The organism is Streptomyces sp. WAC 01529 (genome assembly GCF_003945545.1).
GTDB lineage: Bacteria > Actinomycetota > Actinomycetes > Streptomycetales > Streptomycetaceae > Streptomyces > Streptomyces anatolicus.
In genome coordinates this window covers 221,748-242,667 of the sequence record NZ_CP029617.1, presented here as the reverse complement: position 1 = coordinate 242,667, position 20,920 = coordinate 221,748, and the positions used below count along the sequence as shown (strand labels likewise).

Below are 20,920 nucleotides of genomic sequence, written 5' to 3'. Positions count from 1 at the left end.
GGGCGCGCGCCCGTCAGAGCTTGCGCCAGCGCGCGTTCGCCCAGGAGAAGAGGCCGAAGGCGCCGAGGCCGACGGCGATCAGCGCGAGCAGCCAGGGCCCGGCCCCGGTGTCGGCGAAGGAGCGCAGGGTGTTGTCGATGCCCTTGGCCTGGCCCGGCTTGTGCCGCAGCGCGGCGGCGAGGGCGAAGCCGCCGGCGACGGCGAAGACCGCGCCCCTGGCCACGCCGCCGAAGACGCCGAGGACGTCGACGATCCGGCGGTCCCGGCGCGGCATCTCGGAGAGGCGCAGACGCTTGTGGAACTTCCGCAGAGCCGCGCGCCCGGCGATCCAGATCCCCGCCACGAGCACGGCGGCGCCCGCCGCGGCGACGATCCACCTGCCGCCGGGCCAGTCGAAGGCCTCCGCCGTCACGTCCTTGGTCTGCCGGTCACTGGAACCGCTGCCGCTGCCCTCGTCGCCCGTCGCGTAGGCCAGGATGGAGTACGCCACGAAGCAGTAGAAGAGGAAGCGCACGCCCGAGAGCGCCCGCTTGCCCGGCTTGTCGCCGTCCGGCCCCGCCTGCCCGAAGAAGACTTCCGAGAGCCGCCACAGCGCCATCCCCGCCAGGGCGATGCCGAGCAGCCACAGCAGTACGTTCCCGAACGGCCGGTCCGCCAGTTCCGCCACGGCACCGCCGCGGTCGGCCTGGCGTCCTCCGCCGTCGGAGAAGGCGATGCGCAGGGCGAGCGCACCGATGAGGAGGTAGATCACTCCGCGGCCGACGAACCCGGCACGCGCCACCGCCGCGACGGTCCGGCCCTTGGCCGCCCGTCGCGCCTGGTTCTTTCCACGTGCTGTCACCGAAGGCAGATGCATGGCTCCCCAGTGCCCCCAACGGCTCGCTTCATGCGGTCTGAGCAGTCCTTCCTCCCGCGGACGGGATCTGTGACCAGGCTATCCCCGCCGGGCGGCATCAGCGCGACCCGCGGCCCGCGCCCGACCGCCCGCTCGTGTGCGGGGCGCCGACCGGGATCGTGAAGGTCCGGTCGAGACGGGTGATGCGCAGCACGCGCCAATTGCGCGCGCTGCCGGGGACGAGCCACAAGGTGCCCTGGCCGGCGGCGACCTGTTGCCGGATACGCACCAGCAGCCGCAGGCCGCCGGCGTCGAGGAACGTCACCTTTCGAAGATCCGCGACGACCCGACGGCCGGCCCGGTCGAGGAGTGCCGTCACACGGGGGGAGAGCTCCTGGTCGGCCCAGGCGTCCAGCTCGCCCCAGAACGCAAGGACATCGGTGCCGTTCACCACGCGGTGATGCAGGCCGAAGGTGAAGTCGGCGGTGCCCGTTTCCCAGTCCAGCAGTGTCCCGTCTCCTTCACTGAGAGTAGTCGATTGAGGGCGGCGCGGTGTGTGGAGACCCGCGCCGGACGCCACCGAAACGCTGGGCGGCACCGAGGTCCCATGTCCATCTTTCCCGCTCAGAAGGGCTCGTACTCTTGTCTGGCCGGTACTTTGAGCGAAGCGGCGACCTGATGCTGCGTCAGGTCGACAATTACGTAGCGTAATTGCGGACGTGGAGGCTCCCGCGGCATCGCGCGGAAGGCACCGCGGCGGCCGCCGGACGACGGCTTCCTGAAGACCCCAAAGATCCCCGAGATCCCCCGAGATCCGCTGCGAAGCCCGGGCAATTCGTACGGATCCACGTCTCGTTGTCGTGCCCGGCGCAAGCAGCGGATACGGTGCTGACGTGGTGATCGATAGGGAGGGGCCGGTGCCCGGTACTGCACTGCTGATCGCGGCGGCCCCCGTCAGCAAGAGCCGGCTCGTGGACGCGGCCTCCGTACTGCCCGTGCTCGCGGCGGTTTCCCCCGCCGCGCTCGCCGGGACCGACACGGCGAGCGTGGTGGAACTGGCTGACCCGCTGGACCCGCAGACCGTCCTCACCCGGCTCCGGGCCGCCGCCATGGCCCCGGGCCCCCTGACGATCTATCTGATCGGACAGGTCCATCTCGACCGGCGCCAGCGGAACGTGCACCTGGCGCTGGCCAGGGCCTCCGCCGCCACCATGCGCTACACGGGCTTCCCCTGGCACTGGTTCACCCAGGAACTGCGGCTGCGCCCCGCGGGCGAGACCACGCTCATCGTCGACCTGCACACCGACGCCGAGAGCTGGCAGGCCCTGAACGAGCATCCGCTCGACGCGGGGCCCGGCGTCGCGCTGTACGGCCGCATCGCCCCGCCGGCCCGCCGCCGTACGCCCGCCGCTCCCGCCTACATGAAGGCGCTCGCCACCATCCTGCGCAGCGGCCACCGCCCTGCGCTGTCCCAGCTCCACCAGCAGGCCGCCGCCCAGTCCCTCGGCGAGGACGCCCAGGACCTGGTGCTGGCGCTCGACCCGCACGCCACGTCCTTCGACCCGCACGCGGCGCCCCTCGGCTCGCATGTGACCCCACTCCACCCGGAGACGGCGCCACCCGCCGCGTACCCCCCGCCGCGACCGGCCGGACCGCCCCCGGGCGCCCAGGACGCGCACACCGACCCGCACGCGGCGATCACCGCGGCCGTCGAGGCGGGCCGGCACGACGAGGCGGCGGCGCTCGCCGCCTCCTGGGAGCAGACCGCGCTGCGCATGCACGGTCCGGGTTCGAACGAGGTCATCCATTGGATGGAAGTCCGCGCGGACCTCGCGCGGTTCGCCGGTGACCCGGCACGCAGCTGCGAGACCTGGCTCGCCGTGGCCACCGCCCGCCTCACCGCCGGGCAGGCCCCCGACTCACCCGAGGTGGAAGCCGCGGCAGACCGCGCCCACCACCTCTGGGACCGCGTACGCGACCCCGAGGCCGTCCGCGCCCTCGGCCCCGACCTGATCAGGCTGCGCCGCCGCGTTCCGGGCCGCCAGCGCGGCACGCTGACGCTGGCGCAGCGCCGCCTCGAACAGTTCCACACGCAGCGGGTCGGCTGACGCCCGCTGCGTGTGGCGGCGGCGGTCGCTCAGAGCGCCGTGCCGAACACCTGCGTCCACCAAGGGCCGCCCGAGGCGTTGTGGATGCCCATGCCCATCTCCTTGAAGTCGCAGTTGAGGATGTTGGCCCGGTGGCCCGAGCTGTTCATCCAGGAGTCCATCACCGCCGCCGGGGTCCGCTGGCCGCGCGCGATGTTCTCGCCGTACGTGCTCCACTGGTACCCGGCCGCCTTGACGCGGTCGCCGGGGCCCGTGCCGTCCGGGCTGGTGTGGTCGAAGTAGTCGCGCGCCGCCATGTCGGAGGAGTGCCGCGCGGCGGCCGTGGCGAGCTTGTCGTTGGAGCGGACGGGGCCGCATCCCGCCTTGGCGCGTTCGGTGTTGACCAGCGCCACGACCTGCGCGGCCGCCCCGCTCGGAGTGGCCTTCGGGGCGGGGGCGGGCGCCTTCGGCTTCGGTGCGGGCTTCGGCGCGGCCTTGCTGGGACTGGACTTGGGCCCGGGCTTCGGCTTCTTCTCCGCCTTCCCCTTCCTCTCGTTCTTGTCTCTGTCCTTTTCCTTCGCCTTTGTCTTTCCGGGGGTCGGTTTCGCGGAGGCGGACGCGGAGCGCTTGGCGGAGGGTGACCCGCTCTTCGACGCCGAGGGGGTGGTGGGGGAGGCGGGTGCGGCGACGGTGGCCGCGGAGCTGTCGTCCGTCTCCGGCTGGGTGAGCAGGTGGACGGCCGCACCCCCGACGGCCAGCGCGACGACCGCGGCGGCCGCCCCGGCGGTACGGCGCTGCCGCCTGACACGCTCACGGCGGGCCCGCGCCCGCGCGGAGACAGGTGCGCCGGTGCCGTGCGCGGACGAGACCGAGCCGACCGTGACGAGATCGGGGCGCGTGACCAGCTGCGTGAGGGCCGCCCCCGCCGGGACGAGACCGAGCGCCACGAGCAGCCCCTCGGCGGGCACCAGGTCGGACCAGTGGCCCGCGCACGCCGAACAGTCGCGGGCGTGGCGGGCCAGCCGCTTGCGCCACAGCGCCGAAGGCACGCCGTCCCACCCCGCGGTCAGCTGCCCGAGCCCCTCGCAGCGGGGCGCCGCCGCCAGGGCGCGCACCACCACGCGGGCCGTCTCCAGCTGGGCCTTCATCCGCTGCACCCGCACCGCCGCGTGCTGCGGGGACAGCTCAAGTGCCTCGGCGACCTCCGCCCGCGTCAGCTCACCCGCGGACTCCAGCCACCACAGTGACAGCAGGGCGCGGTCGTCCTCGTCCAGCCACCGCGTGGCCTCCGCGGTCTCCCTGCGCTGCCCGGAGAGACCGAGCCGGGTGATGGTCAGGTCCACGAAGTCCGCGCCCGGGTCCACCACGTCGTAGCCGTCCGTCGGACCGCCGCCCGCGGGGATGGCGCCCATGGCACGCTCCCGCCAGTGGCCGCGTATCTGGTTCATGGTGATCGCCACCAGCCAGCTGCGGAAGGTCTCCGGATCGCGCAGCCCGTCCAGACCGCCGAGGACACGGAGCATGGTCTCCTGCACCACGTCGTCCACGTCCGCGTGGCCGTTGAGGGCCCGCCCGACGATGTTGTAGACCAGCGGAAGGTACTCCGCCACGAGCGCGTCCTGCGCCTGCTGGTCGCCGTCCCGTGCTGCACTGATCATCGCTGCTCGGCGTTCGCTGCTCACGCTGTGACCACTTTCTGTGTGGGGGTCTCCTCCGACACAAGGGAGACGCACGGCCTGAGCCCGGATAACAGAAACCGGTCGGCCTCTCGGGGAAACCGGGCGGGCTCACGGCTCGTCGCGGCAGGTGTGCTGCTCGGACCTGGCCACGAGCCGGGACAGTTCGACGCGTGAGCGTACCCCGAGCAGCGCGAAGACGTTCCGGAGATGGTGGTCGACGGTCCGCGGGCTCACCGACAGACGCCGTGCCACCTCGCGGTTGGTGGCTCCCTCCGCCACGCAGCGGGCGATCCTCAGCTGCTGCGGGGTCAGCCGCGACAGGCCATCCGGCGGCTCGGTCGTCCGCGCCTCCCCGGTGGCGCGCAGCTCGGCCCGCGCCTGCGCGGCCCAGGCGCGGGCGCCGCACCGCTCGAAGGAGACCAGGGCGTCCCGCAGCAGGCCCCTGGCCTCACCGGGCCGGCGCCTGCGACGCAGCCACTTGCCGTACAGGAGCTGGGTGCGGGCGCTCTCGAAGTCACCGCCCACCAGCGCGTGGCGGGCGAGCGCCACGGTGTAGAGCGCGTCACTCTTTTCGGGGACGGCGAGGAGCGCGTGGCAGCGGGCCAGCTGGGCGGGGGCCTGCGGGTCGGCGCCCTGGGCGGCCCAGTCGGCGAACTCCGCCACGCTGCCGCGGGCCGACTCTCCCTCCCCGGCCAGGGAGGCCGCCTCCACGAAGCACGGCACGGCGAGCATCCGTACGGCGAAGTGGCCTCGGCGCGGCCCCGGCCGCACCACGGGGCCGAGCCGAGCGGCGGCCTCGGGGGCGCGGCCGCGGCTCAGGTCGGTGCGGGCCAGCGCCCACTGGGCCAGCGTCGCGGCCTGCACGAGGCCGTGCCGGTCGGCGGTGCGCGCCGCGGCCGCGGCATGGGCGGCGACCGCTTCGTCCTCGCCCTCGACGGACGCCACGAGGGCGAGGATCGCGTGGTGCTGCGCGGCGATGTTGCGCTGCCCGGTGCGGCCCGCCGTGCGCAGCCCCTCCTCGGCGTGCGCCCGGGCACGCGCGTGCCGCCCGGCGCGCAGATCGGCGTAGGCCAGGTACTCCAGGGCCTGCGGTACGTGGATGTCGGTGCCCCGCGCCCGTGCCGCGGCCAGCGCCCGCGCGTTGACGCGGGAGGCCGCCGCGAGGTCGCCGACGACGAGGGCGGCGACCCCGGCCCGCAGCAGCCGCGACGGTTCGTCCGCCGCCTGCCCCCGCGCCACGACCCCGCGCAGCCCGCGGCTCGCGGCACCGAGCCGCCCCCGCATGACGAAGGACATCGCGGCGCGGTACTCCTCGGACAGCGGGTCCGGTGCCGGGGTCGGGGCCTTGTCGGTGTCCCGGGCCGGGTCCGGCCCGGCGTCCGGGGCCGTGCCTGCCGCCGGTGGCCCCGGGGCGACCGCGTCCGGTGGCGTGCCCAGGGCCGCCAGGTATGCCGCGGCGTCGCCCATGTCCCAGGCCGCCGCCATGGCGCAGAGGCGGGCCTCCCGGGCGCCGTCCGGATCGTGCGGGGTGAGGAGTTCCGCCGCGAGCAGGAGGGCCTCGCGGGCGTCGGCGACGGGGCCGTCCCCGAGCGCGAGCTGCCCCCGGACCAGTGCGACGGCGCCGCGCACCCGGATGTCCGCCGACTCCGAGCGGGCGGCGGCGAGCAGTTCCCGCGCCTGTGCGGGGCGGCCCGCGAGCCGGGCGTGGTGCGCGGCGGCGGCGCGGCGCAGGGCGCGTTCGCGCGGGGCCCGCGTGAGGTCCGCCGCCGCGGAAAGGGCCGCTGCCCGCCGGGCATGGGAGGCCGTCCCCGGGGCGTCCGCCTCGGCGGCCAGCGCGGTCGCGAGCGGGGCGTCGGGCCCCTCGGCCGCCAGCGCCCGGTGCAGCTTCCGGAGCAGCGGGGGCGTACGGCCGTCGTCGAGGACGGAGGCGAGCAGCCGGTGGGCGGCCCGGCGCCGGGCGGGCGGAGCCGCGGTGTACAGGGCGTGGCGCAGGCCGGGGGCGTCGAAGCGGATCCGGCCGGCCGCGCGGTGCACGAGCCCGGCCGCCTCAGCCGGGCCCAGCGCCGCGCCGTCGAGTCCGGCGGTCGCACCGGCCAGGAGGACGAGATCCGCGTCGGCGCCCGCACCCTCGGCACCGGGTTCATGGGCCACGGCCACGAGAAGCAGCAACTCCTCTGTATCCGGTGGTAGTTCGATACGTTCCGGACCGTCGTACGGGAACGTATGGCCGTCGTACAGCCGCTGGGGGAGTGGCGCGCGCCCCGCCAGCTGTTGCGGTGTCAGCCCGGCGACGAGAGAGTGCATCAGACGCGGATTGCCGCCCGCGGCCTGGAGGACTTCCTCGCGTACGACGGTGTCCGCACCGCCCTCTGTGAGGCCGTCGAAGAGCGCGGCCGCCTCGGGCGGTGCGAGCGGGTCCAGGTGCAGCACGGGCAGCGCGGCCAGCTGCGGATCGTCCGCGCGGCGCGCCGCGACGGAGAGGAGCAGGGCGACGGGGTGCGGTCCGCCGAGCCGGCGGGCGGTGAATCCCAGGGCCGCACGGGACGCGGCGTCCCACAGGTGGGCGTCGTCCACGCAGATCAGCAGGGGGCGCCCGCCCGCGAGGTCGCGCACCATGGCAAGCAGGGCCCCCGGCTCCTTGGGCAGCGCCCGCTCGGCCGCCCCCGCGCACCACAGGGCATGCACCCCGCTGTAGGGGATCAGGCTTTCGGCGGGGACGGCCCGCGTGCTCAGGACCGTCCCCGCCCGGAGGGAGCGGAAGGAGCGGGCGGCGTGCGCGAGCAGTGTGGTGCGGCCGAGCCCCGGCGCCGCCGCCAGTACGAGTGCTCCGCCCCGCCCTTGCCGCACGCCGGTCAACAGGGAGTCGATCGCGTGCAGTTGAGCGCTCCGGCCGTATATCCGGAGAGGGCCCGTCACAGTCGTCAGTCCGGCCACGACCGTCACGTTACTTCCGCGTAAACCCGCTGGGAAGCCTCTCAGGAGGGCCGGGAGGCCTTGTCAGGAGGTATGCGGGCAGTTGCCCCGGTACTCCTCGATCGTCGAGCTGGGGCGGGGCAGCGGGCAGAGGAACTGCTCGTAGCGCTGGTCGTTGTCGATGAAGCGCTTGAGCCACGAGACGCTGTACTTCGCGATCGTGGTGTTCGAGCTGTTGGGCGTGAAGTGGCTCGCGCCGTTCAGCTCCAGGTACGCCTTGTCGAGCGAGCCGGGAAGGCTCTCGTAGAAGGGCTCCGAGTGCGAGGAGACGGGGGCGATCGTGTCACCGTCCGCGCCGACGAGAAGGGTCGGTGTGCGCAGTTCGGGCCAGGTCTTGTCGAGGTTCCAGCCCGTCAGCGGGATCGCCGCCTGGAGCGAGGGGCGGCTCTTGGCGGCCTCCAGGCTGCCTCCGCCGCCCATGGAGTGGCCCATGACGCCGAGTCTGCTGCTGTCGACGCGGCCGCGTACCGTACTGCGCTGCGTCAAGTAGTCGAGGGCGGCGAGGAGTTGGGTGCCCCGGCTGGCGGGCTGGTCGAGCGTGGTGAGGGTGTCGATGGTGAAGACGACGAACCCCTGCGAGGCGAGCCGTGGCCCGAGCCAGGAGATGGACGACTGGGTGCCCGTGTAGCCGGGCGAGATCGCGACCGCGCCGAACGTGCCGTCGGCGGTGGTCGTCGGGTAGTAGATCGTGCCGCCGCCGAACCCGGTGACGCCGAGGGACGACACGCGCGTCTCGGACACGGCGTAATGGCCGCGGGGGGCCTCGATGCTCGACACGGTCGGCGCGGGGCCGCGTTCGTAGGGGTTCTCCGCGGCGCCCGCGCTGCCCGACTGGGCGGTGATCAGTCCGCCTACGGCCAGTACGGCGGCGAGTCCCGCCCGCAACAGGCGCGGGCGGAACCGCCGGTTCGGGCGGTGGGGGGCAGGGCTGCCGATGGTCTCGTTGCTGAGCTGCTGCACGACGATCGCGTCCTTTCGGGGGCGGACTGCTGGCAGCGGCCACTGTCCGGGCACCTTCGCGCCGGATACATCGGCGAAATCACCGGTCTTCAACTATCGCGGGCCTGGCCACAGACTTCCGTGGCGCCGGCTCCTGGGCCGTTGGCGGTCAGCGCCGGGGGAAGGCGACTTCGGGGTTGCCCGCCGTCGGCCCGTCGAGGAGCGGCCGCGAGGTGCCCCGCAGCCACTTCTCGTAGAAGGCGCCGACGTACGCGCGGGTGATCTGCTGCGACCGCTCACCGGAGAGCGGCACCTGGGGGTCGACGAGACCCGCCTGCTCGGCGAGGACGGGCAGATCGGTGAACGTGAAGTGCCCGGAGCCCTTGACGGTGAGCCAGCGCTTCCACCCGTCAAGCCCCTCCCAGGTGCGGTCCCAGTTCACGCCGTCCCCGCGCCCCGGCGTGTGCTCGTCCTCAGTGCCGAGCATCAGGAACGGCCGGCCGCCGATCCCCGCGGGGTCCGTGTGGAAGCTGCCGTCCATGTTCACGCCCGCCCGTACGCGCGGGTCGGTGGTCATGGTGGCGAGCGCGGCCGCCCCGCCGATGGAGTGCCCGCCGGCGCCGATGCGCCGGGAGTCGATCATGCGGGCGTGGCGCCAGGGCGTCTTGTCGCCGGTCAGCCGGTCGATGACGTAGGAGAGATCCTTGGCGCGCCCCTCGGTGACGACCTTGCCCATCCCCGGCTCGGTGGCGGGCCCGCAGGCCCGGCAGGTGAGGATCCGGCCGCCGGGGAACGCCGTACCGACGGATTCATACGCGTGGTCGACGGTGGCGACGACGAAGCCGCGGGAGGTGAGTTCCTCGGCGAGGTGGGTCAGGGTGGTGCGGGGAGCGGTGAAGCCGGGGGAGAGCACGACGAGCGGGAACCGGCCCGGTGCCGGGCGCGCGCCGGAGCGGGCGTAGGTGCGGGTGGCGCTGTACGCGGCGGCGGAGACCTGCCCGTCCAGCTCGGCCGACTCCAGCAGGAGCCGGGCCTCTTCTTCGGAGGTGTACGCCGTGGGGCGCCCGCCGCCGTGCCGCCCCGGGTAGTAGACGGACACCATCAGCTCCCGGGCGTCCGCCGAGGGCACCCATGGATCGCGGCGGCTCTTGTCGACGAGGTGCAGGGTGTCCCGCCCCACGGCGTACGGTCCAGTGGGGCGCGGCAGCCGCCATGGCGCCGCGGCCACCTCGGCCGACGTGGCGCGCACGGCGCCGCTCGCGGGTGTGGCGTGGGCGGCGGCGGTGCCCGCGGCGGGCGCGGCCAGAGCGAGGGCGAGCGCGGCGACAAGGGCGCGGCGGCGTACGGCGGTTCGGCTTGCGGTCATGGCACAGGACGCTAATGCGGAGGGGGTTGAGGCCGCGTCACCCCTTGGTCGCACGCGCGCCAGACCGCGGAGGTACGCGGATGTCAGCTCACGGTAGGAGGCGCGATATGGCCACAGTGGCAAGTTTCCGCGCGAGGCTCGTGCCTGCGGGGGAGCGGGCGACCGTCAAGGCTGACGGGGCTGACAGGGCTGACGAGGTTAGTGGGGCTCGCGGTTGTCGCTCGGCAGAGTCGAGGCCGTGGGTGGCGCGGCTGTTCGCACGACGCCTGGCACCACCCACGGCCCTCGGCCACCGTCCGGGGGTCGACGGCGGCGCCCTCAGCGGCGCCGACTCCGCTGAGGCGCACAGGAAGCGGGGTCCGGGCGAGCCCGGCGGCCGACGGCGGGGACGGCCACTGAGGGTTTCCCTTCACTTCCGCCGCCAGGGGGCACGCGGATGCACCCGGCCGAAGATTTTCTCTCACGCGTCATACGGCGCGTCCCGCAGGAGCAGACGTAGACGCAGCTGACGCATACCGCGCCGCGCGTGGCTCTTGACCGTGCCCAGCGGCCACCCGGTGCGTTCGGCGATCTGCGGCTGGGTGAGGTCCTCGTAGAACGTCAGACACAGCACCGTCCGCTGCGGCACCGGAAGCCTCGCCAACTCCCGTACCACCAGCACCCGGTCGACCACCGCGTCCACCTCGTCGACACAGGCGCGGTCCACGGCGCACCGGGCCCCCGCGCCGTCGACGAGGGCCGCCCTGCGGGTCCGCGCCGCCAGCGCGTCCGCGATCTTCCGCCGGGTGATTCCGGTCAACCAGGCGACCGGGCTGCCGAGTTCGGGGCGGTACCCGGCCCGGCCGCGCCACGCGGCGAGGAACACCTGCTGCGCCACGTCCTCCGCCTCACGGCTGTCACCGAGCGCACGCCGGGCCAGGGCCTGTACCCCGGGCCCCCACCGCCGGTACACCGCGGCGAGGCACGCCTCGTCCCCGCAGGCCAGTCCCGCCGCCAACGCGGCGTCCCCGTCCCGCACCCCGAATCTGCCCGGCACGTCCACAGGGCCCCGTGCCGGCTGTGGCCCCGCTGCGCTCATCGACGTCTCGTCAGCTCCTCGAACCGAACCGATCGGCAACTGCCCCGCGTCCGAAGGAAATCGGCCAGGCGGACCGCGGTTTCGGCCGCGGCTGGGTCATCTTGGGAGCGGCTCCGCGCACTCGGCAACCCGCATCGGTTGTGCGTCGTATCGTGAGCGCATGAGCGAGCCTCGGGGAGGCGCGGGCGAGGCGCGGGAGCGTCCGCAGGGCGACGGCGCGGCGGGTGTCCCGGTCACGACCGGCGCGCTGGCGAGGCGGCTGGGGGTGTCACCGACGACGCTGCGCACCTGGGACCGCAGATACGGCCTCGGCCCCACCCGCCGCGAGCCGGGCCGCCACCGCCGCTGGTCGGAGCGGGACATTGCGGTCGTCGAGGAGATGGGCCGCCTCACCTCACTGGGGGTCCCCCCGTCCGACGCGGCCCGCACGGCACTCACGCGCGGCCCCGAAGCCGAGGCGGCCGAGTCCGGGAGCGGCGCGGGAGCTGAGTCCAGCGCAAGGACCCGCCCCGCGCCCGGGGCCGGGTCAGGCCCCCTCGTACGGCAGCGCAGAGGCCTGTCCCGCGCTGCCGTACGCCTCGACGCGCCCGCCGTTCAGGAGCTGCTGGCCGACGCGGTGGAGCGGCATGGGCTGGTCGCCGCGTGGCAGGAGGTCATGGTGCCGACGCTGCACGCCGTGGGCCGCAAGTGGGAGGAGGCCGGTGACCGGTACGTGGAAGTCGAGCACCTGCTCTCCTGGCAGGTCTCCCGCACCCTGCACCGCTGCGCCACCGCCCCGCCCGCGCCGTCCCCGGCGGCACCGCTCGTCCTTGCGTGCGTCCCCGGTGAGCAGCACTGCCTCCCGCTGGAGGCGCTCAGCGCGGCACTGGGTGAACTCGGCGTGCCCCAGCGGATGTTCGGCGCCGCCGTGCCGGTCGAGGCGGTCTCGGCGGCGGTCCGCAGGACGGGCCCCGCGGTCGTCGTCCTGTGGTCACAGGCCCGCTCCACCGCGAGCGTGCCGCTGGCCCGGCACATCGCCGACACCCGCTGGGGCGTCCGCGGCGCCCGGGGCAGGCCCCTGGTCATGCTGGGCGGACCCGGCTGGGCGGGCCCCGCCGTGCGCGGCGCACTGCGCCCGGCCACTCTGCGCGAAGCGCTCACCCAGATCGGCCGGGCATGCGGAGATCAAGCCAACTGGCCTGCCCGCAAGCCGGATTGAGGACAAGGAGCCTGTCGGCACCCTTGACACATCCGTACTGTTTCGCGACCTTTGAGCATCGCCGAGCAGTTCGAATCGGTCGTCGATCGTGGAACGCGCGTGCGCCGCCCGGCGTGGCGCGGCGCGGTGGGGACCAACATTGGGGGAGCGGTAGGTGGACATCACCATCCACAGACTCGACGGGCTGAGCGACTCGCTCCGCACGGCCTGGCACCGGGCGATGGACGAGTCGCCCGAGTACGCGAACCCTTTCCTGGCGCCGGAGTTCGCCGAAGGCGTGGCCAGGTACCGGGGCCGCGCGCAGGTGGCCGTCCTGCGGGAGAACGGCCGGCCCGTCGGCTTCTTCCCGTACGAGCGCACCCCCTTCGGCGTCGGCAGGGCCATCGGCCTCGGCCTCTCCGACTGCCAGGCACTCGTGCACCGCCCCGGAGTCGTCTGGGACACCGAGGACCTGCTGAAGGCCTGCCACCTCTCCGTCTTCGAGTTCGACCACCTCGTCGAAGAGCAGAAACCTTTCGGCGGATACGTCACGGGAACGTTCGCCTCACCGGTCCTCGACCTCACGACCGGCGGCGACAGCTACCCCGAATGGCTGCGCGGGGCCTACCCAGGGCTCGCCAGGACGACGCTGAAGAAGGAGCGCCGCCTCGGGCGCAACGTCGGCGAGATGCGCTTCGTCTACGACGAACGCGACCCGCGCGTGCTGCGCACGCTCATGCGCTGGAAGTCCGCCCAGTACCGCAGGACGGGCCGGATGGACCGTTTCGCACGCCCCTGGATCGTCGGCCTGGTCGACCATCTCTTCCAGGTCCGCGAGGAGCACTTCACCGGCGTGCTGTCCGTGGTGTACGCCGGTGACCGGCCGGTGGCCGCACACTTCGGGCCGGCCTCACGCACCGTCCTCGCGGGCTGGTTCACCGCGTACGACCCGGAGTTCCGCTACTACTCGCCGGGCCTGATGATGCATCTGCGGATGGCCGAGGCGGCCGGCCGGCACGGAGTGCGGATCATGGACCTGGGGCGCGGCGAGAAGGAGTACAAGGACTGGCTCAAGACCCGCGAGCTGCGGGTGGGCGAGGGCTTCGCGACCCGCCCCCACCCGGTGGCCGCCGTGCACCGGATGTGGCGCAGGCCGGTGCGCGGCCTGCGCAACACGGTCCTGGCCCACCCCAGGCTGCGGGAACCGGCCGACCGGCTGCTGAAGACGGTCGGCACGCTGCGCACGTCGAGCCGTACGCCCGCCGCCGACGCGGCGCCCCGCAGGCGCTGACCACACGGTTCCGAGCCACCGCCCAGGACGCTCCGGACGGCTCCCGCGCTACCCCCGGTCGGCTCCCGCGCCACCCCGAGCCACCCCCGGTCGGCACCCGAGCCGCCCCCGGGCCATCCCTCCCACCAGCCGAACAGAATAAGGTGCCGATGCCCTACGGATCACGGCTCGCCGCGGAGATGACACGGCGACTCGGACGCGAATGCCTCTACACCCCCTCGGCACGCCTGGCCCTCTACCTGGCCCTGCGGCGCTGGTGCAGGCCGGGCGCACGCGTACTGATGTCACCGGTCAACGACGACGTGATCCTCTTCGTGGTCCTCGCGGCGGGCCTGCGCCCGGTGCAGGCCCCCGTGTCCGTCCGGGACGGCAACATCGACCCCGCCGCCGTACCGGAGTCGACCTGGCGGAACGTGGACGCCGTCCTGACCACCAACCTGTACGGCATACCGGACCGCGTCGTCGAACTGCGCCGCCGCTGCGACGAGTTGGGCATCCCCCTGTTCGAGGACGCGGCCCACGCCATCGGGACGCGCGTCGCAGGTCAGCCGATCGGCACCTTCGGCGAGGCGGCGGCGTTCAGCCTGTCCAAACACGTGGCGGGGATGGCCGGTGGCTTCCTCGCGGTCGACGACGACCGCACCCGCCGGGAGTTGGAGCGGCTGCGCGACGAACTCCTGGTGCCGCGCCGCCTCCACGACGACCTGGCCACCACGCTGCGGCCCCTGGCGCGTTCGGGCGTACGCGTCCTGCACCTGGTCCGCCCCGTGTGGCGGACGATGCAGCGCCTGGGAGTACTGGAGCGCGGCGACTCGTTCCGCATGGACCTGCACCCGCGGCGGCTCGCGGGCCGCGCGTTCCGTGCGCCGAGCCTGACCGCGTACGAGCCATGGGTGCGGGTGGACCTCCACGGTTACCGCGCGCGCCACGGGGCTCTGGTCCGCGGCCAGTTGAAGCTGAGGCTGGACCGGCTCGACGGGGACCTCGCCCGGCGCGCCGCAGGAGTCTCCCTGCTGTCGGGCACCGCCTGGGCGGGCCCGGCGCTGCGCGAGCGGCCGGCCCATGAAGGCCCGCCGCCCCTCTTCAGGGCCCCGCTCATGGTCGAGAACCGCGACGCCCTCCTGGAACGCCTCGTGGACCACGGCGTGGTGTGCGGATACGTCTACGACCCGCCGCTCGACGACTACGCGGGCGCGGAGTTCGTCGAGCCGTCCCCCGACCCGCGGGCCGCCCGCTGGTTCGCCGCGCACACGCTCCCGGCCGACCCGCTCATCGCGCGCGTGATCATCAACGCCCTGACGAAGGAGCGCGCGAGACCCGCGAACCCCCCGACGGCCGACACCGCCGCTGCTACCGTCGCGCCATGTCCAAGAGTGAGATAGACACGCTGACCGCCGAGTTCTTCGGCGCTTTCGACAACCGGGGCGGCAAGGCCGCCGATGTCGCCCGGATCCGCCGCCTGATGGTCCCGGGCGGCGTGATCGCCAGCACGGGCGAGAAGCTGACGGTCTACACCGTGGAGGAGTTCATCGAGCCCCGCGAGCGGCTGCTGTCGGAGGGCCGGCTCGTCGAGTTCTCCGAGTGGGAGACCTCCGAGCACACCTCGATCGCGGGTGACGTCGCGTCGCGGTTCGGTGAGTACCGCAAGTCAGGCATCTTGGACGGCGAACCCTTCGAGGGTGCGGGCACCAAGAGCATCCAGTTCGTCCGCGGCGAGGACGGCTGGCGGATCGTCTCGTTCGCCTGGTACGACCACGCCTGAGGGAAGGGTCCGAGCGTAATCCCGGCGCTGGGGCACCCCAGCGCCGGACGGCCGAGTTCCGCGAGGGCGGCACGGTGCTCCCGCACTCCGAGTGCGGCGACGACGCACCGCGCTGACCTCGCGGAGCCAGGGCCGCGTCAGCGCAGGCGGCGGAGCTTGTGGCGCTGGACCGTCAGGCGTACGTCCGCCTCCAGGGCGCGCGGCGCCGCCGCCGCTCTCGCCTCGGCGACCGCCTGCCGTGCGAGTTCGTGCAGCACGGTCTCCGGGCGGCTCTCGGGGGACAGGACCAGGGTGATGCGCGCCCGCAGGCGCCGGGGGCGGCCCAGGAGGGTCACGTGCGCGCGGATCACGCCGTCGACGGCCCCGGCCCGTTCCGCCATCGCCGCGGCCAGCGCCGCACCGGACAGGGTCACGCCCGGCTGCCCGAGCGGCAGTTCACGCAGGCGCCCCGCGCGCAGCTGCGCCCCGCCCCAGCACAGGAAGAGCAGTACGCCGACACAGAGCGCGGCGATCACAAGGGGCGGCCACCAGCCCTCGTCCCGCCACCGCCCCAGGGCCTCCCCGTCGAGCCACGTCCTGTCGGCGGAGAGCCGGGGCCAGTTCGAGGGCAGCCGGTCGCGGACAGGCCCGGTCGCGGAGGCCAGCGCGGCGCCCGAGGCCAGCAGCGCCGCCGCCACTCCCAGCAGGGCCACGCGGTTGGTGCCGTTACGGAGCCGGCTCATCAGCGCTCCTCCACGTCGAACCGGCGGCAACAGAAGCCGACTTGACCGCCGAGGACGCGGGAGCACGCCATGCGGGCTCGGTCCGCACCCGCACCTTCAGCCGCAGGGGCCTCGCGAGACCACAGGCGGCCAAGGTCTCCTGCGCGGTCTCGGCCACCGCCCGGCGCGCGGGCTCCAGCGAGCCGAACCCCAGCCCGGCACGCACCCGCGCCTTACGGCGCCCGACACGGACCCGCGCCCGGGTGACGCCGGGCACCTCCGCCACGGCATCCCGCACCAGGCACGCCACGGCGCGCCGGTCGATCACCGCGCGGACGCCCGCGGCCGGTCCCGCCATGGGAAGAAGGCGCCGCCGCCCCGGCGTGACGGCCATCACCAGCAGCACCACACCGAGGAGGAACACGGCCGCCGCGATCGCCGCGCCCGGCCAGGCGCCGCTGTCCGGACCGTGCGCGGTCAGCCACTCCATCAGCCGGGCCCGCCACCGCGCGGGAGAGCGACCGGCCGCGTGCACGGAGACCACGTCGTACAGGAACAGACCGCAGACCGCGGCGCAGAGGAACGCCAACACCGCGACAGGCACCCGGCGCGGGGACCACGGCCGCCCGGCCCGGCCCCCACCCGAAAGCTCCTGCGCGACCTCCTGTGCCGTCCCCTCCGACGCCTCTTGCGAAGCCTCCTTCGACGCACGCGCGACCGCTCCCTCGGACCGCTCCCGCACCCGCAGCTCGCGGACCCGGACCCGGGCCGAGGGCACGGCGAGACCGGTGAGCCCCGCCGTGCGGTCGGCGACGTGCGACCGCACCCGCTCGCCCGCCTCGTCGAGCACGGCGGGGTAGGGCAGCGTCACGGCGACATCCACCCGGGCCCGGCGACCGCGTACGGCGGCCGAGCCCCGCTGGACCTGGACCTCACCCGGGGCCAGCGCCTCCGTGGCCGCGCGTTCGGCGATCCGGCGCACCGCGCGCTCGGCCACGGTCGTGGACCCGCGGTCCGCCGCCGGCGTGCTCATCGCGGCCCCCGGTCACGGCCGCCACGAGAGCCACGGCCACCGGCGGAGTCACGGCCGCCGAGGAAGTCCCGTATGTCCGTGCCGTCGTCCACGAGGCGCCCGACGACGAAGCCGACCGCGCCCAGCGCGGCGACCAGAAGGAAAGCACCGAAACCGCCGAACCACCCGGCGAACCCCAGGGCCATTCCGGCGATCATGCCAACCAGAGCTGTGCTCACCACTCACCTCACACCACTCACACCACGGAAACTTCCTGGCCGTGCCCGGTGGCCGCGCCACCCCCGAGCGGGAAGCGCTACTCCACCCGCGTCTCGCCGGCCGAGTCCGCCGTGTCGTCGTCGGGCAGCCGTACGTCGTTGACCGCGACGTTCACCTCGACGACCTCCAGGCCGGTGATGCGCTCCACGGCCGCGATGACGTTCTCGCGCACGTCGTGGGCGACATCCGTGATCGGCACGCCGTACTCGACGACGATGTCCAGGTCGATCGCGGTCTGCCGCTCGCCGACCTCGACCTTCACGCCGCGTCCGACGTTGGGGCGCCCGCCCGGGACGCGGTCGCGGACCGCGCCGATGGTGCGCGACAGGCCGCCGCCCATGTCGAAGACACCGGGGATCTCCCGCGCCGCCATCCCGGCGATCTTCACGACCACGACGTCGGCGATGGAGGTCTTCCCGCGGGTGGCTGCCGGTTCGCCGGAGCCGGTGCCGCCCGTCACGGTGGTGGTGCCCGCGCTCTTGTGGATCGTGCCGGTGGAGCCGGTGGAGCCGGTGTCGATGCCACCGGACGTGGTCGCGTTCGAGTGGATGTCCTGATTCGCCATGCCGGCGTCTCCTCGGATCGAATGTCGTGTGGAGCCCTGCGGCCCTTCGGCCCGTACATGCGCTACCGGACCGGGTGCCCGGCTCCTCGCTTGTCTGACACGGCGGCCGGGGATTTCGTTACGCGCCTCGGATGAACTTCTCCTTCCGGGAGGTAACGTGCCCTCGCCGCGTAACGCGGGCGGCTTTCCGAGTGTCGTACGAGCACGACCTGGATGAGAGGAGCCGCGTGTGCCCGGGGAGCGGGGCAGAGCGCCGCAGGACGGAGCGGATGAGGCCGCGCGGCGTGCCGACGGATTGCTGGCGGTGCGCGCCGGGGAAGGCGACGAGGAGGCCTTCGAGGAGCTGGTGCGACGCCACGCCCCGGGACTGCTGCGGCTGGCGACGCGGCTGCTGGGAAGCCGGACGGAGGCCGAGGACGCCGTGCAGGACTCCTTCGTGAGCGCGTGGCGCAAGCTGCCGGAGTTCCGCAGGGACGCGCGGTTCGGCACCTGGATACACCGGATCGTCACCAACCGGTGCCTGAACGTGCTGCGCGCACGCAGACCCGCGGTGGACCTGGAGGGCGTGCCCGAACCCCAGGCGCCGGAGCACGAGGCCTCGCCCGCCCGGGTGGCCGAGGGGCACGCGGCGGTGGCGGACCTGACCAGGGCGATGGCGGGACTGTCACCGGAACAACGGGTGTGCTGGGTACTGCGCGAACTCAACGGCCTGTCCTACGAATCCATCGCCGAGTCGGTCGGGATCAGTCCGGAGGCGGTGCGCGGCCGCGTCTTCCGGGCGCGGCGCTATCTCACGGAGGCGATGGCCGCATGGCGGTGAACGAGGAGACCGGACCGGGCAACCAGGACACCGGACCCGGCGAGGAGCGCGCGGCGGCCACCGGCGGCAATCCGGCGGACAGCCCCGCGGAGCGGGAACCGCTGCCCTGCGGGCGGGAGTTGTGGAGCGTATGGGAGCGCTGGGAGAGCGGCGAGGCCGATCCCCACGCCGCCGCGTGCCCGCACTGCACCGAGGCGCTGAACACCCTGCGCCATCTGGAGGACGTCGTCTCCGCCGCCCGCGCGACGGAACCGCGGGAGCAGGACACCGACGCCTCCGCGCTCGTCGGCCGCGTCATGGACGTGGTGCGGCTCGAACTGAGGCCCGGCCGGACGCTGCCGCTGGGAGAGGAGGACGAGGACGCGTGGATCGTGGAAGCGGCCGCCGCCAGAACGGTCCGCGCGGCAGCGGAGACCCTGCCCGGGGTGCGGGCGGGCAGCTGCCGCATCGAGGTCCGCTCCCAGGACACCGACACCACCGCCCCGGCCGGACGCCTGCGGCGGGGCCCCGTCGGTATCCGCCTCGAAGTGGAGGCGCCCCTCACCTGGCACCTCCAAGAGGTGGCGGAACAGGTCCGCCACCGGGTCCTGGAGGCGGCCGAGACCGAACTGGGCATGCGGGTCACGGTCGTTGACGTGACGATCACCGATATCACCGAAGACGTGGAGGGAAGGCGACCGTGACGGAACAACTCGCTTCCGGTGATCTGACCGACGCGGTCGCAAGGGCGGTGCTCGGCACGGCCGGAGTCGCCTTCCTGCGACCGGGAGTCGCCCAACTCCTGCGCGCCTCAAGGGCCTTGGCGCGCGTACGTCCGATGGGTGACCGCCTCGGAAGGCCGCCCCGCTCCTCGGGCGTACGGGTGACACGGGGCGAGGGCGCCGAACAGTGGCACGTCGAGGTGTACGTCGTCCTGCACCGCGGCCACCGCGCCGTGGACGTCACCCGCGAGGTGCGCGCGGCGGTCACCGCCGCCGTGCGCGCGGAGGCAGGAATGCGGGACCCCCGGGTGTCCGTGACGGTCACCGGACTGGTGTGAGGCGGGGAGCTGGGGTGTTGCCGTTCGGTGACATGGGAGACGGAGCTGTGACGCACGGGAGGGCAACGGACGCGGGGTGCCGCGGGTCGTAAGGGGCGTGGGATCCAAGGGTGGACGGTTCCGCCCGCGGCAGAGCGACCGACCGAAACATATGGGGGAGACAATGAGGATGAGTGTGCGCGCCAACAAGGGAATGTTCGCCGCGGCCGCCGTACTGGCCGCGTCCGGTGTCGCCGCGGGAACGGTGCCGGCCTCCGCGGCCGCCACCCCCCGCTTCCTGGCACCTTCCGAGCTGCCGCCCCACGCGTCGTCGGACTGGTACGCCGGTCCCGTGACGCCGGGCCAGCCGGACCCGCTGCCGATGTGTGTCGGCGAGGCGCTGCCGTCGACGTCCGTGCACCGCGCGTACCGCACCGACCTGGACACGGGTGCGCTGCAGGTGACGGTGGTCGAGCGGGACGAGCGGCGGGCCAAGGAGTTCGCGGCGCTGCTGCGCAAGAAGCTCGACGGGTGCGCGGAGCAAGTGATGAAGCAGTACCCCGACATCACCGCGAAGCAGAAGTACTACGGCAAGGTGAACGCGGAGGAGGGAGCCCACGTCTACGGCGTGCACACCGTCGCCTCGTGGGGGGCCTCCGACATCAACATGTTCTCGGTGGGCCGCGACGGCCGGACGGTGACGCTCGTGCACTGGGGCCAGATGGGCGACTTCGGCAACGCCCAGGCCGCCGACTTCAAGACCACGACGGCCAAGGCCGTGAACAAGCTGTACTGACCCTGACCTGACCTGACCTGACCCCGACCCTGCGCCTCGGCTCCCGGCCCGCACGCCCGGAGCCGAGGCGGCATTACGTCGCCGAAGGTGCCGTGAAAAGGACTTCGTGCCTTCCCGCGGGAGTCGTTGGTCCCGAATGGCGCCCAGACCCCAGGGGCACCCGATCTTTACTCCGGTCGCCGGACTCGTCTGGCGGCTCCCCGCCGTGTGGTCATGCTGAAGGCGGGTACCGGAGTGACCGATCGACTTCGAGAGTGAACGGCAGGTAACACCGTGGGCGTCATCGCCTGGATTCTGGTCGGCTTGATCGCGGGAGCGATCGCGAAGGCACTGACGCCGGGGAAGGACCCGGGCGGCATCATCGTCACGATGCTGATCGGCATCGTGGGCGGACTGCTCGGCGGCTGGCTCGGCAAACTGATCTTCGGAGTGGAGTCGATCAACGGCTTCTTCCACCTGTCGACGTGGATCGCCGCCGTCATCGGATCGGTGGTCGTCCTGTTCCTCTACCGAATGGTGTCCGGCCGCTCCGCCCGCTGAGG

Annotated in this window: 21 protein-coding genes; 10 read left to right on the top strand and 11 right to left on the bottom strand. The window is 73.7% G+C overall.

Annotation, left to right across the window (positions count from 1 at the left end; all coding sequences use genetic code 11):
- Positions 1-13 precede the first annotated feature (13 nt).
- Positions 14-856, bottom strand: coding sequence for a DUF1206 domain-containing protein (locus DMA15_RS01050; protein WP_125510772.1), 843 nt, complete (start codon positions 854-856; stop codon positions 14-16).
- A 97-nt stretch (positions 857-953) separates the two neighbouring features.
- Positions 954-1,286: an STAS domain-containing protein gene (locus DMA15_RS01045; RefSeq protein WP_125510771.1), complete on the bottom strand. Its 333-nt coding sequence runs from the start codon at positions 1,284-1,286 to the stop codon at positions 954-956.
- Between the two features lie 466 nt (positions 1,287-1,752).
- On the opposite strand from DMA15_RS01045, the gene DMA15_RS01040 reads away from it, so the two are divergent.
- Positions 1,753-2,943 carry a hypothetical protein gene (locus DMA15_RS01040; protein ID WP_125510770.1) on the top strand — a complete coding sequence of 397 codons (1,191 nt, stop codon included), beginning with the start codon at positions 1,753-1,755 and terminating at the stop codon, positions 2,941-2,943.
- Positions 2,944-2,972: 29 nt separating this feature from the next.
- Here the strand turns inward: DMA15_RS01040 and DMA15_RS01035 are convergent, their stop codons facing one another.
- The 5 genes from DMA15_RS01035 to DMA15_RS01015 all read right to left on the bottom strand — a co-directional run bounded on the left by DMA15_RS01035 (position 2,973) and on the right by DMA15_RS01015 (position 10,915).
- Complete coding sequence (locus DMA15_RS01035) at positions 2,973-4,580, bottom strand: sigma-70 family RNA polymerase sigma factor (RefSeq protein ID WP_125510769.1); 1,608 nt, start codon at positions 4,578-4,580, stop codon at positions 2,973-2,975.
- Between the two features lie 129 nt (positions 4,581-4,709).
- Positions 4,710-7,535: a LuxR family transcriptional regulator gene (locus tag DMA15_RS01030; protein ID WP_240659642.1), complete on the bottom strand. Its 2,826-nt coding sequence runs from the start codon at positions 7,533-7,535 to the stop codon at positions 4,710-4,712.
- A 63-nt stretch (positions 7,536-7,598) separates the two neighbouring features.
- Positions 7,599-8,435, bottom strand: coding sequence for a dienelactone hydrolase family protein (locus DMA15_RS01025; protein WP_240660146.1), 837 nt, complete (start codon positions 8,433-8,435; stop codon positions 7,599-7,601).
- Positions 8,436-8,682: 247 nt separating this feature from the next.
- Positions 8,683-9,879, bottom strand: coding sequence for an alpha/beta hydrolase (locus tag DMA15_RS01020; RefSeq protein WP_125510767.1), 1,197 nt, complete (start codon positions 9,877-9,879; stop codon positions 8,683-8,685).
- A 460-nt stretch (positions 9,880-10,339) separates the two neighbouring features.
- Positions 10,340-10,915: a sigma-70 family RNA polymerase sigma factor gene (locus tag DMA15_RS01015; protein ID WP_240659641.1), complete on the bottom strand. Its 576-nt coding sequence runs from the start codon at positions 10,913-10,915 to the stop codon at positions 10,340-10,342.
- Positions 10,916-11,117: 202 nt separating this feature from the next.
- Between DMA15_RS01015 and DMA15_RS01010 the strand changes: the two genes are divergently transcribed.
- From DMA15_RS01010 to DMA15_RS00995, 4 genes are all read left to right on the top strand, one after another.
- Complete coding sequence (locus tag DMA15_RS01010; RefSeq protein ID WP_125510765.1) at positions 11,118-12,155, top strand: cobalamin B12-binding domain-containing protein; 1,038 nt, start codon at positions 11,118-11,120, stop codon at positions 12,153-12,155.
- 154 nt (positions 12,156-12,309) lie between these two features.
- Positions 12,310-13,425 (top strand): GNAT family N-acetyltransferase, encoded by a 1,116-nt coding sequence (locus tag DMA15_RS01005; RefSeq protein ID WP_125510764.1) that lies wholly within the window; start codon positions 12,310-12,312, stop codon positions 13,423-13,425.
- Between the two features lie 149 nt (positions 13,426-13,574).
- Positions 13,575-14,807: a DegT/DnrJ/EryC1/StrS family aminotransferase gene (locus DMA15_RS01000; protein WP_125510763.1), complete on the top strand. Its 1,233-nt coding sequence runs from the start codon at positions 13,575-13,577 to the stop codon at positions 14,805-14,807.
- Positions 14,789-15,187, top strand: coding sequence for a DUF4440 domain-containing protein (locus DMA15_RS00995; protein WP_125510762.1), 399 nt, complete (start codon positions 14,789-14,791; stop codon positions 15,185-15,187). Before DMA15_RS01000 ends, DMA15_RS00995 begins: the two co-directional genes overlap by 19 nt.
- Positions 15,188-15,324: 137 nt before the next feature.
- Here DMA15_RS00995 and DMA15_RS00990 read toward each other — a convergent pair whose 3' ends face one another.
- The 4 genes from DMA15_RS00990 to DMA15_RS00975 all read right to left on the bottom strand — a co-directional run bounded on the left by DMA15_RS00990 (position 15,325) and on the right by DMA15_RS00975 (position 17,744).
- Entirely contained in the window at positions 15,325-15,909 is a 585-nt protein-coding gene (locus tag DMA15_RS00990; RefSeq protein ID WP_125510761.1) for a hypothetical protein, read from the bottom strand.
- Positions 15,893-16,921: a DUF6286 domain-containing protein gene (locus DMA15_RS00985; RefSeq protein WP_125510760.1), complete on the bottom strand. Its 1,029-nt coding sequence runs from the start codon at positions 16,919-16,921 to the stop codon at positions 15,893-15,895. Before DMA15_RS00985 ends, DMA15_RS00990 begins: the two co-directional genes overlap by 17 nt.
- On the bottom strand, positions 16,918-17,139 hold the full coding sequence (locus DMA15_RS00980) for a hypothetical protein (protein ID WP_125510759.1): 222 nt from the start codon (positions 17,137-17,139) through the stop codon (positions 16,918-16,920). Before DMA15_RS00980 ends, DMA15_RS00985 begins: the two co-directional genes overlap by 4 nt.
- A 77-nt stretch (positions 17,140-17,216) precedes the next feature.
- Positions 17,217-17,744 carry an Asp23/Gls24 family envelope stress response protein gene (locus tag DMA15_RS00975; RefSeq protein ID WP_125510758.1) on the bottom strand — a complete coding sequence of 176 codons (528 nt, stop codon included), beginning with the start codon at positions 17,742-17,744 and terminating at the stop codon, positions 17,217-17,219.
- Positions 17,745-17,973: 229 nt separating this feature from the next.
- Here DMA15_RS00975 and DMA15_RS00970 point away from each other — a divergent pair, with 229 nt between their 5' ends.
- The 5 genes from DMA15_RS00970 to DMA15_RS00950 all read left to right on the top strand — a co-directional run bounded on the left by DMA15_RS00970 (position 17,974) and on the right by DMA15_RS00950 (position 20,918).
- A complete protein-coding gene (locus DMA15_RS00970; RefSeq protein WP_125510757.1) occupies positions 17,974-18,564 on the top strand; it encodes a sigma-70 family RNA polymerase sigma factor in 591 nt (196 codons plus the stop codon).
- Positions 18,555-19,247, top strand: coding sequence for an Asp23/Gls24 family envelope stress response protein (locus tag DMA15_RS00965; protein ID WP_240659640.1), 693 nt, complete (start codon positions 18,555-18,557; stop codon positions 19,245-19,247). Before DMA15_RS00970 ends, DMA15_RS00965 begins: the two co-directional genes overlap by 10 nt.
- The gene (locus DMA15_RS00960; RefSeq protein ID WP_125510756.1) at positions 19,244-19,603 is read left to right on the top strand and encodes an Asp23/Gls24 family envelope stress response protein; all 360 of its coding nucleotides are present in this window, start codon (positions 19,244-19,246) and stop codon (positions 19,601-19,603) included. The genes DMA15_RS00965 and DMA15_RS00960 overlap by 4 nt, the downstream gene beginning before the upstream one ends.
- Before the next feature lie 193 nt (positions 19,604-19,796).
- Positions 19,797-20,378, top strand: coding sequence for a hypothetical protein (locus tag DMA15_RS00955; protein WP_240660145.1), 582 nt, complete (start codon positions 19,797-19,799; stop codon positions 20,376-20,378).
- Positions 20,379-20,651: 273 nt separating this feature from the next.
- On the top strand, positions 20,652-20,918 hold the full coding sequence (locus DMA15_RS00950) for a GlsB/YeaQ/YmgE family stress response membrane protein (RefSeq protein WP_125510754.1): 267 nt from the start codon (positions 20,652-20,654) through the stop codon (positions 20,916-20,918).
- The last annotated feature ends 2 nt before the right edge of the window (positions 20,919-20,920 follow it).

Bases quoted from the DNA above. Each gene is read 5' to 3' on its own strand.
- DMA15_RS01000 (WP_125510763.1), top strand. From the start codon at position 13,575: ATGCCCTACGGATCACGGCTCGCCGCGGAGATGACACGGCGACTCGGA.
- DMA15_RS00975 (WP_125510758.1), bottom strand. From the start codon at position 17,744: ATGGCGAATCAGGACATCCACTCGAACGCGACCACGTCCGGTGGCATC.
- DMA15_RS00985 (WP_125510760.1), bottom strand. From the start codon at position 16,921: ATGAGCACGCCGGCGGCGGACCGCGGGTCCACGACCGTGGCCGAGCGC.
- DMA15_RS01010 (WP_125510765.1), top strand. From the start codon at position 11,118: ATGAGCGAGCCTCGGGGAGGCGCGGGCGAGGCGCGGGAGCGTCCGCAG.
- DMA15_RS01020 (WP_125510767.1), bottom strand. From the start codon at position 9,879: ATGACCGCAAGCCGAACCGCCGTACGCCGCCGCGCCCTTGTCGCCGCG.
- DMA15_RS01035 (WP_125510769.1), bottom strand. From the start codon at position 4,580: ATGATCAGTGCAGCACGGGACGGCGACCAGCAGGCGCAGGACGCGCTC.
- DMA15_RS01050 (WP_125510772.1), bottom strand. From the start codon at position 856: ATGCATCTGCCTTCGGTGACAGCACGTGGAAAGAACCAGGCGCGACGG.
- DMA15_RS00995 (WP_125510762.1), top strand. From the start codon at position 14,789: ATGTCCAAGAGTGAGATAGACACGCTGACCGCCGAGTTCTTCGGCGCT.
- DMA15_RS00955 (WP_240660145.1), top strand. From the start codon at position 19,797: ATGTTCGCCGCGGCCGCCGTACTGGCCGCGTCCGGTGTCGCCGCGGGA.
- DMA15_RS00965 (WP_240659640.1), top strand. From the start codon at position 18,555: ATGGCGGTGAACGAGGAGACCGGACCGGGCAACCAGGACACCGGACCC.
- DMA15_RS00990 (WP_125510761.1), bottom strand. From the start codon at position 15,909: ATGAGCCGGCTCCGTAACGGCACCAACCGCGTGGCCCTGCTGGGAGTG.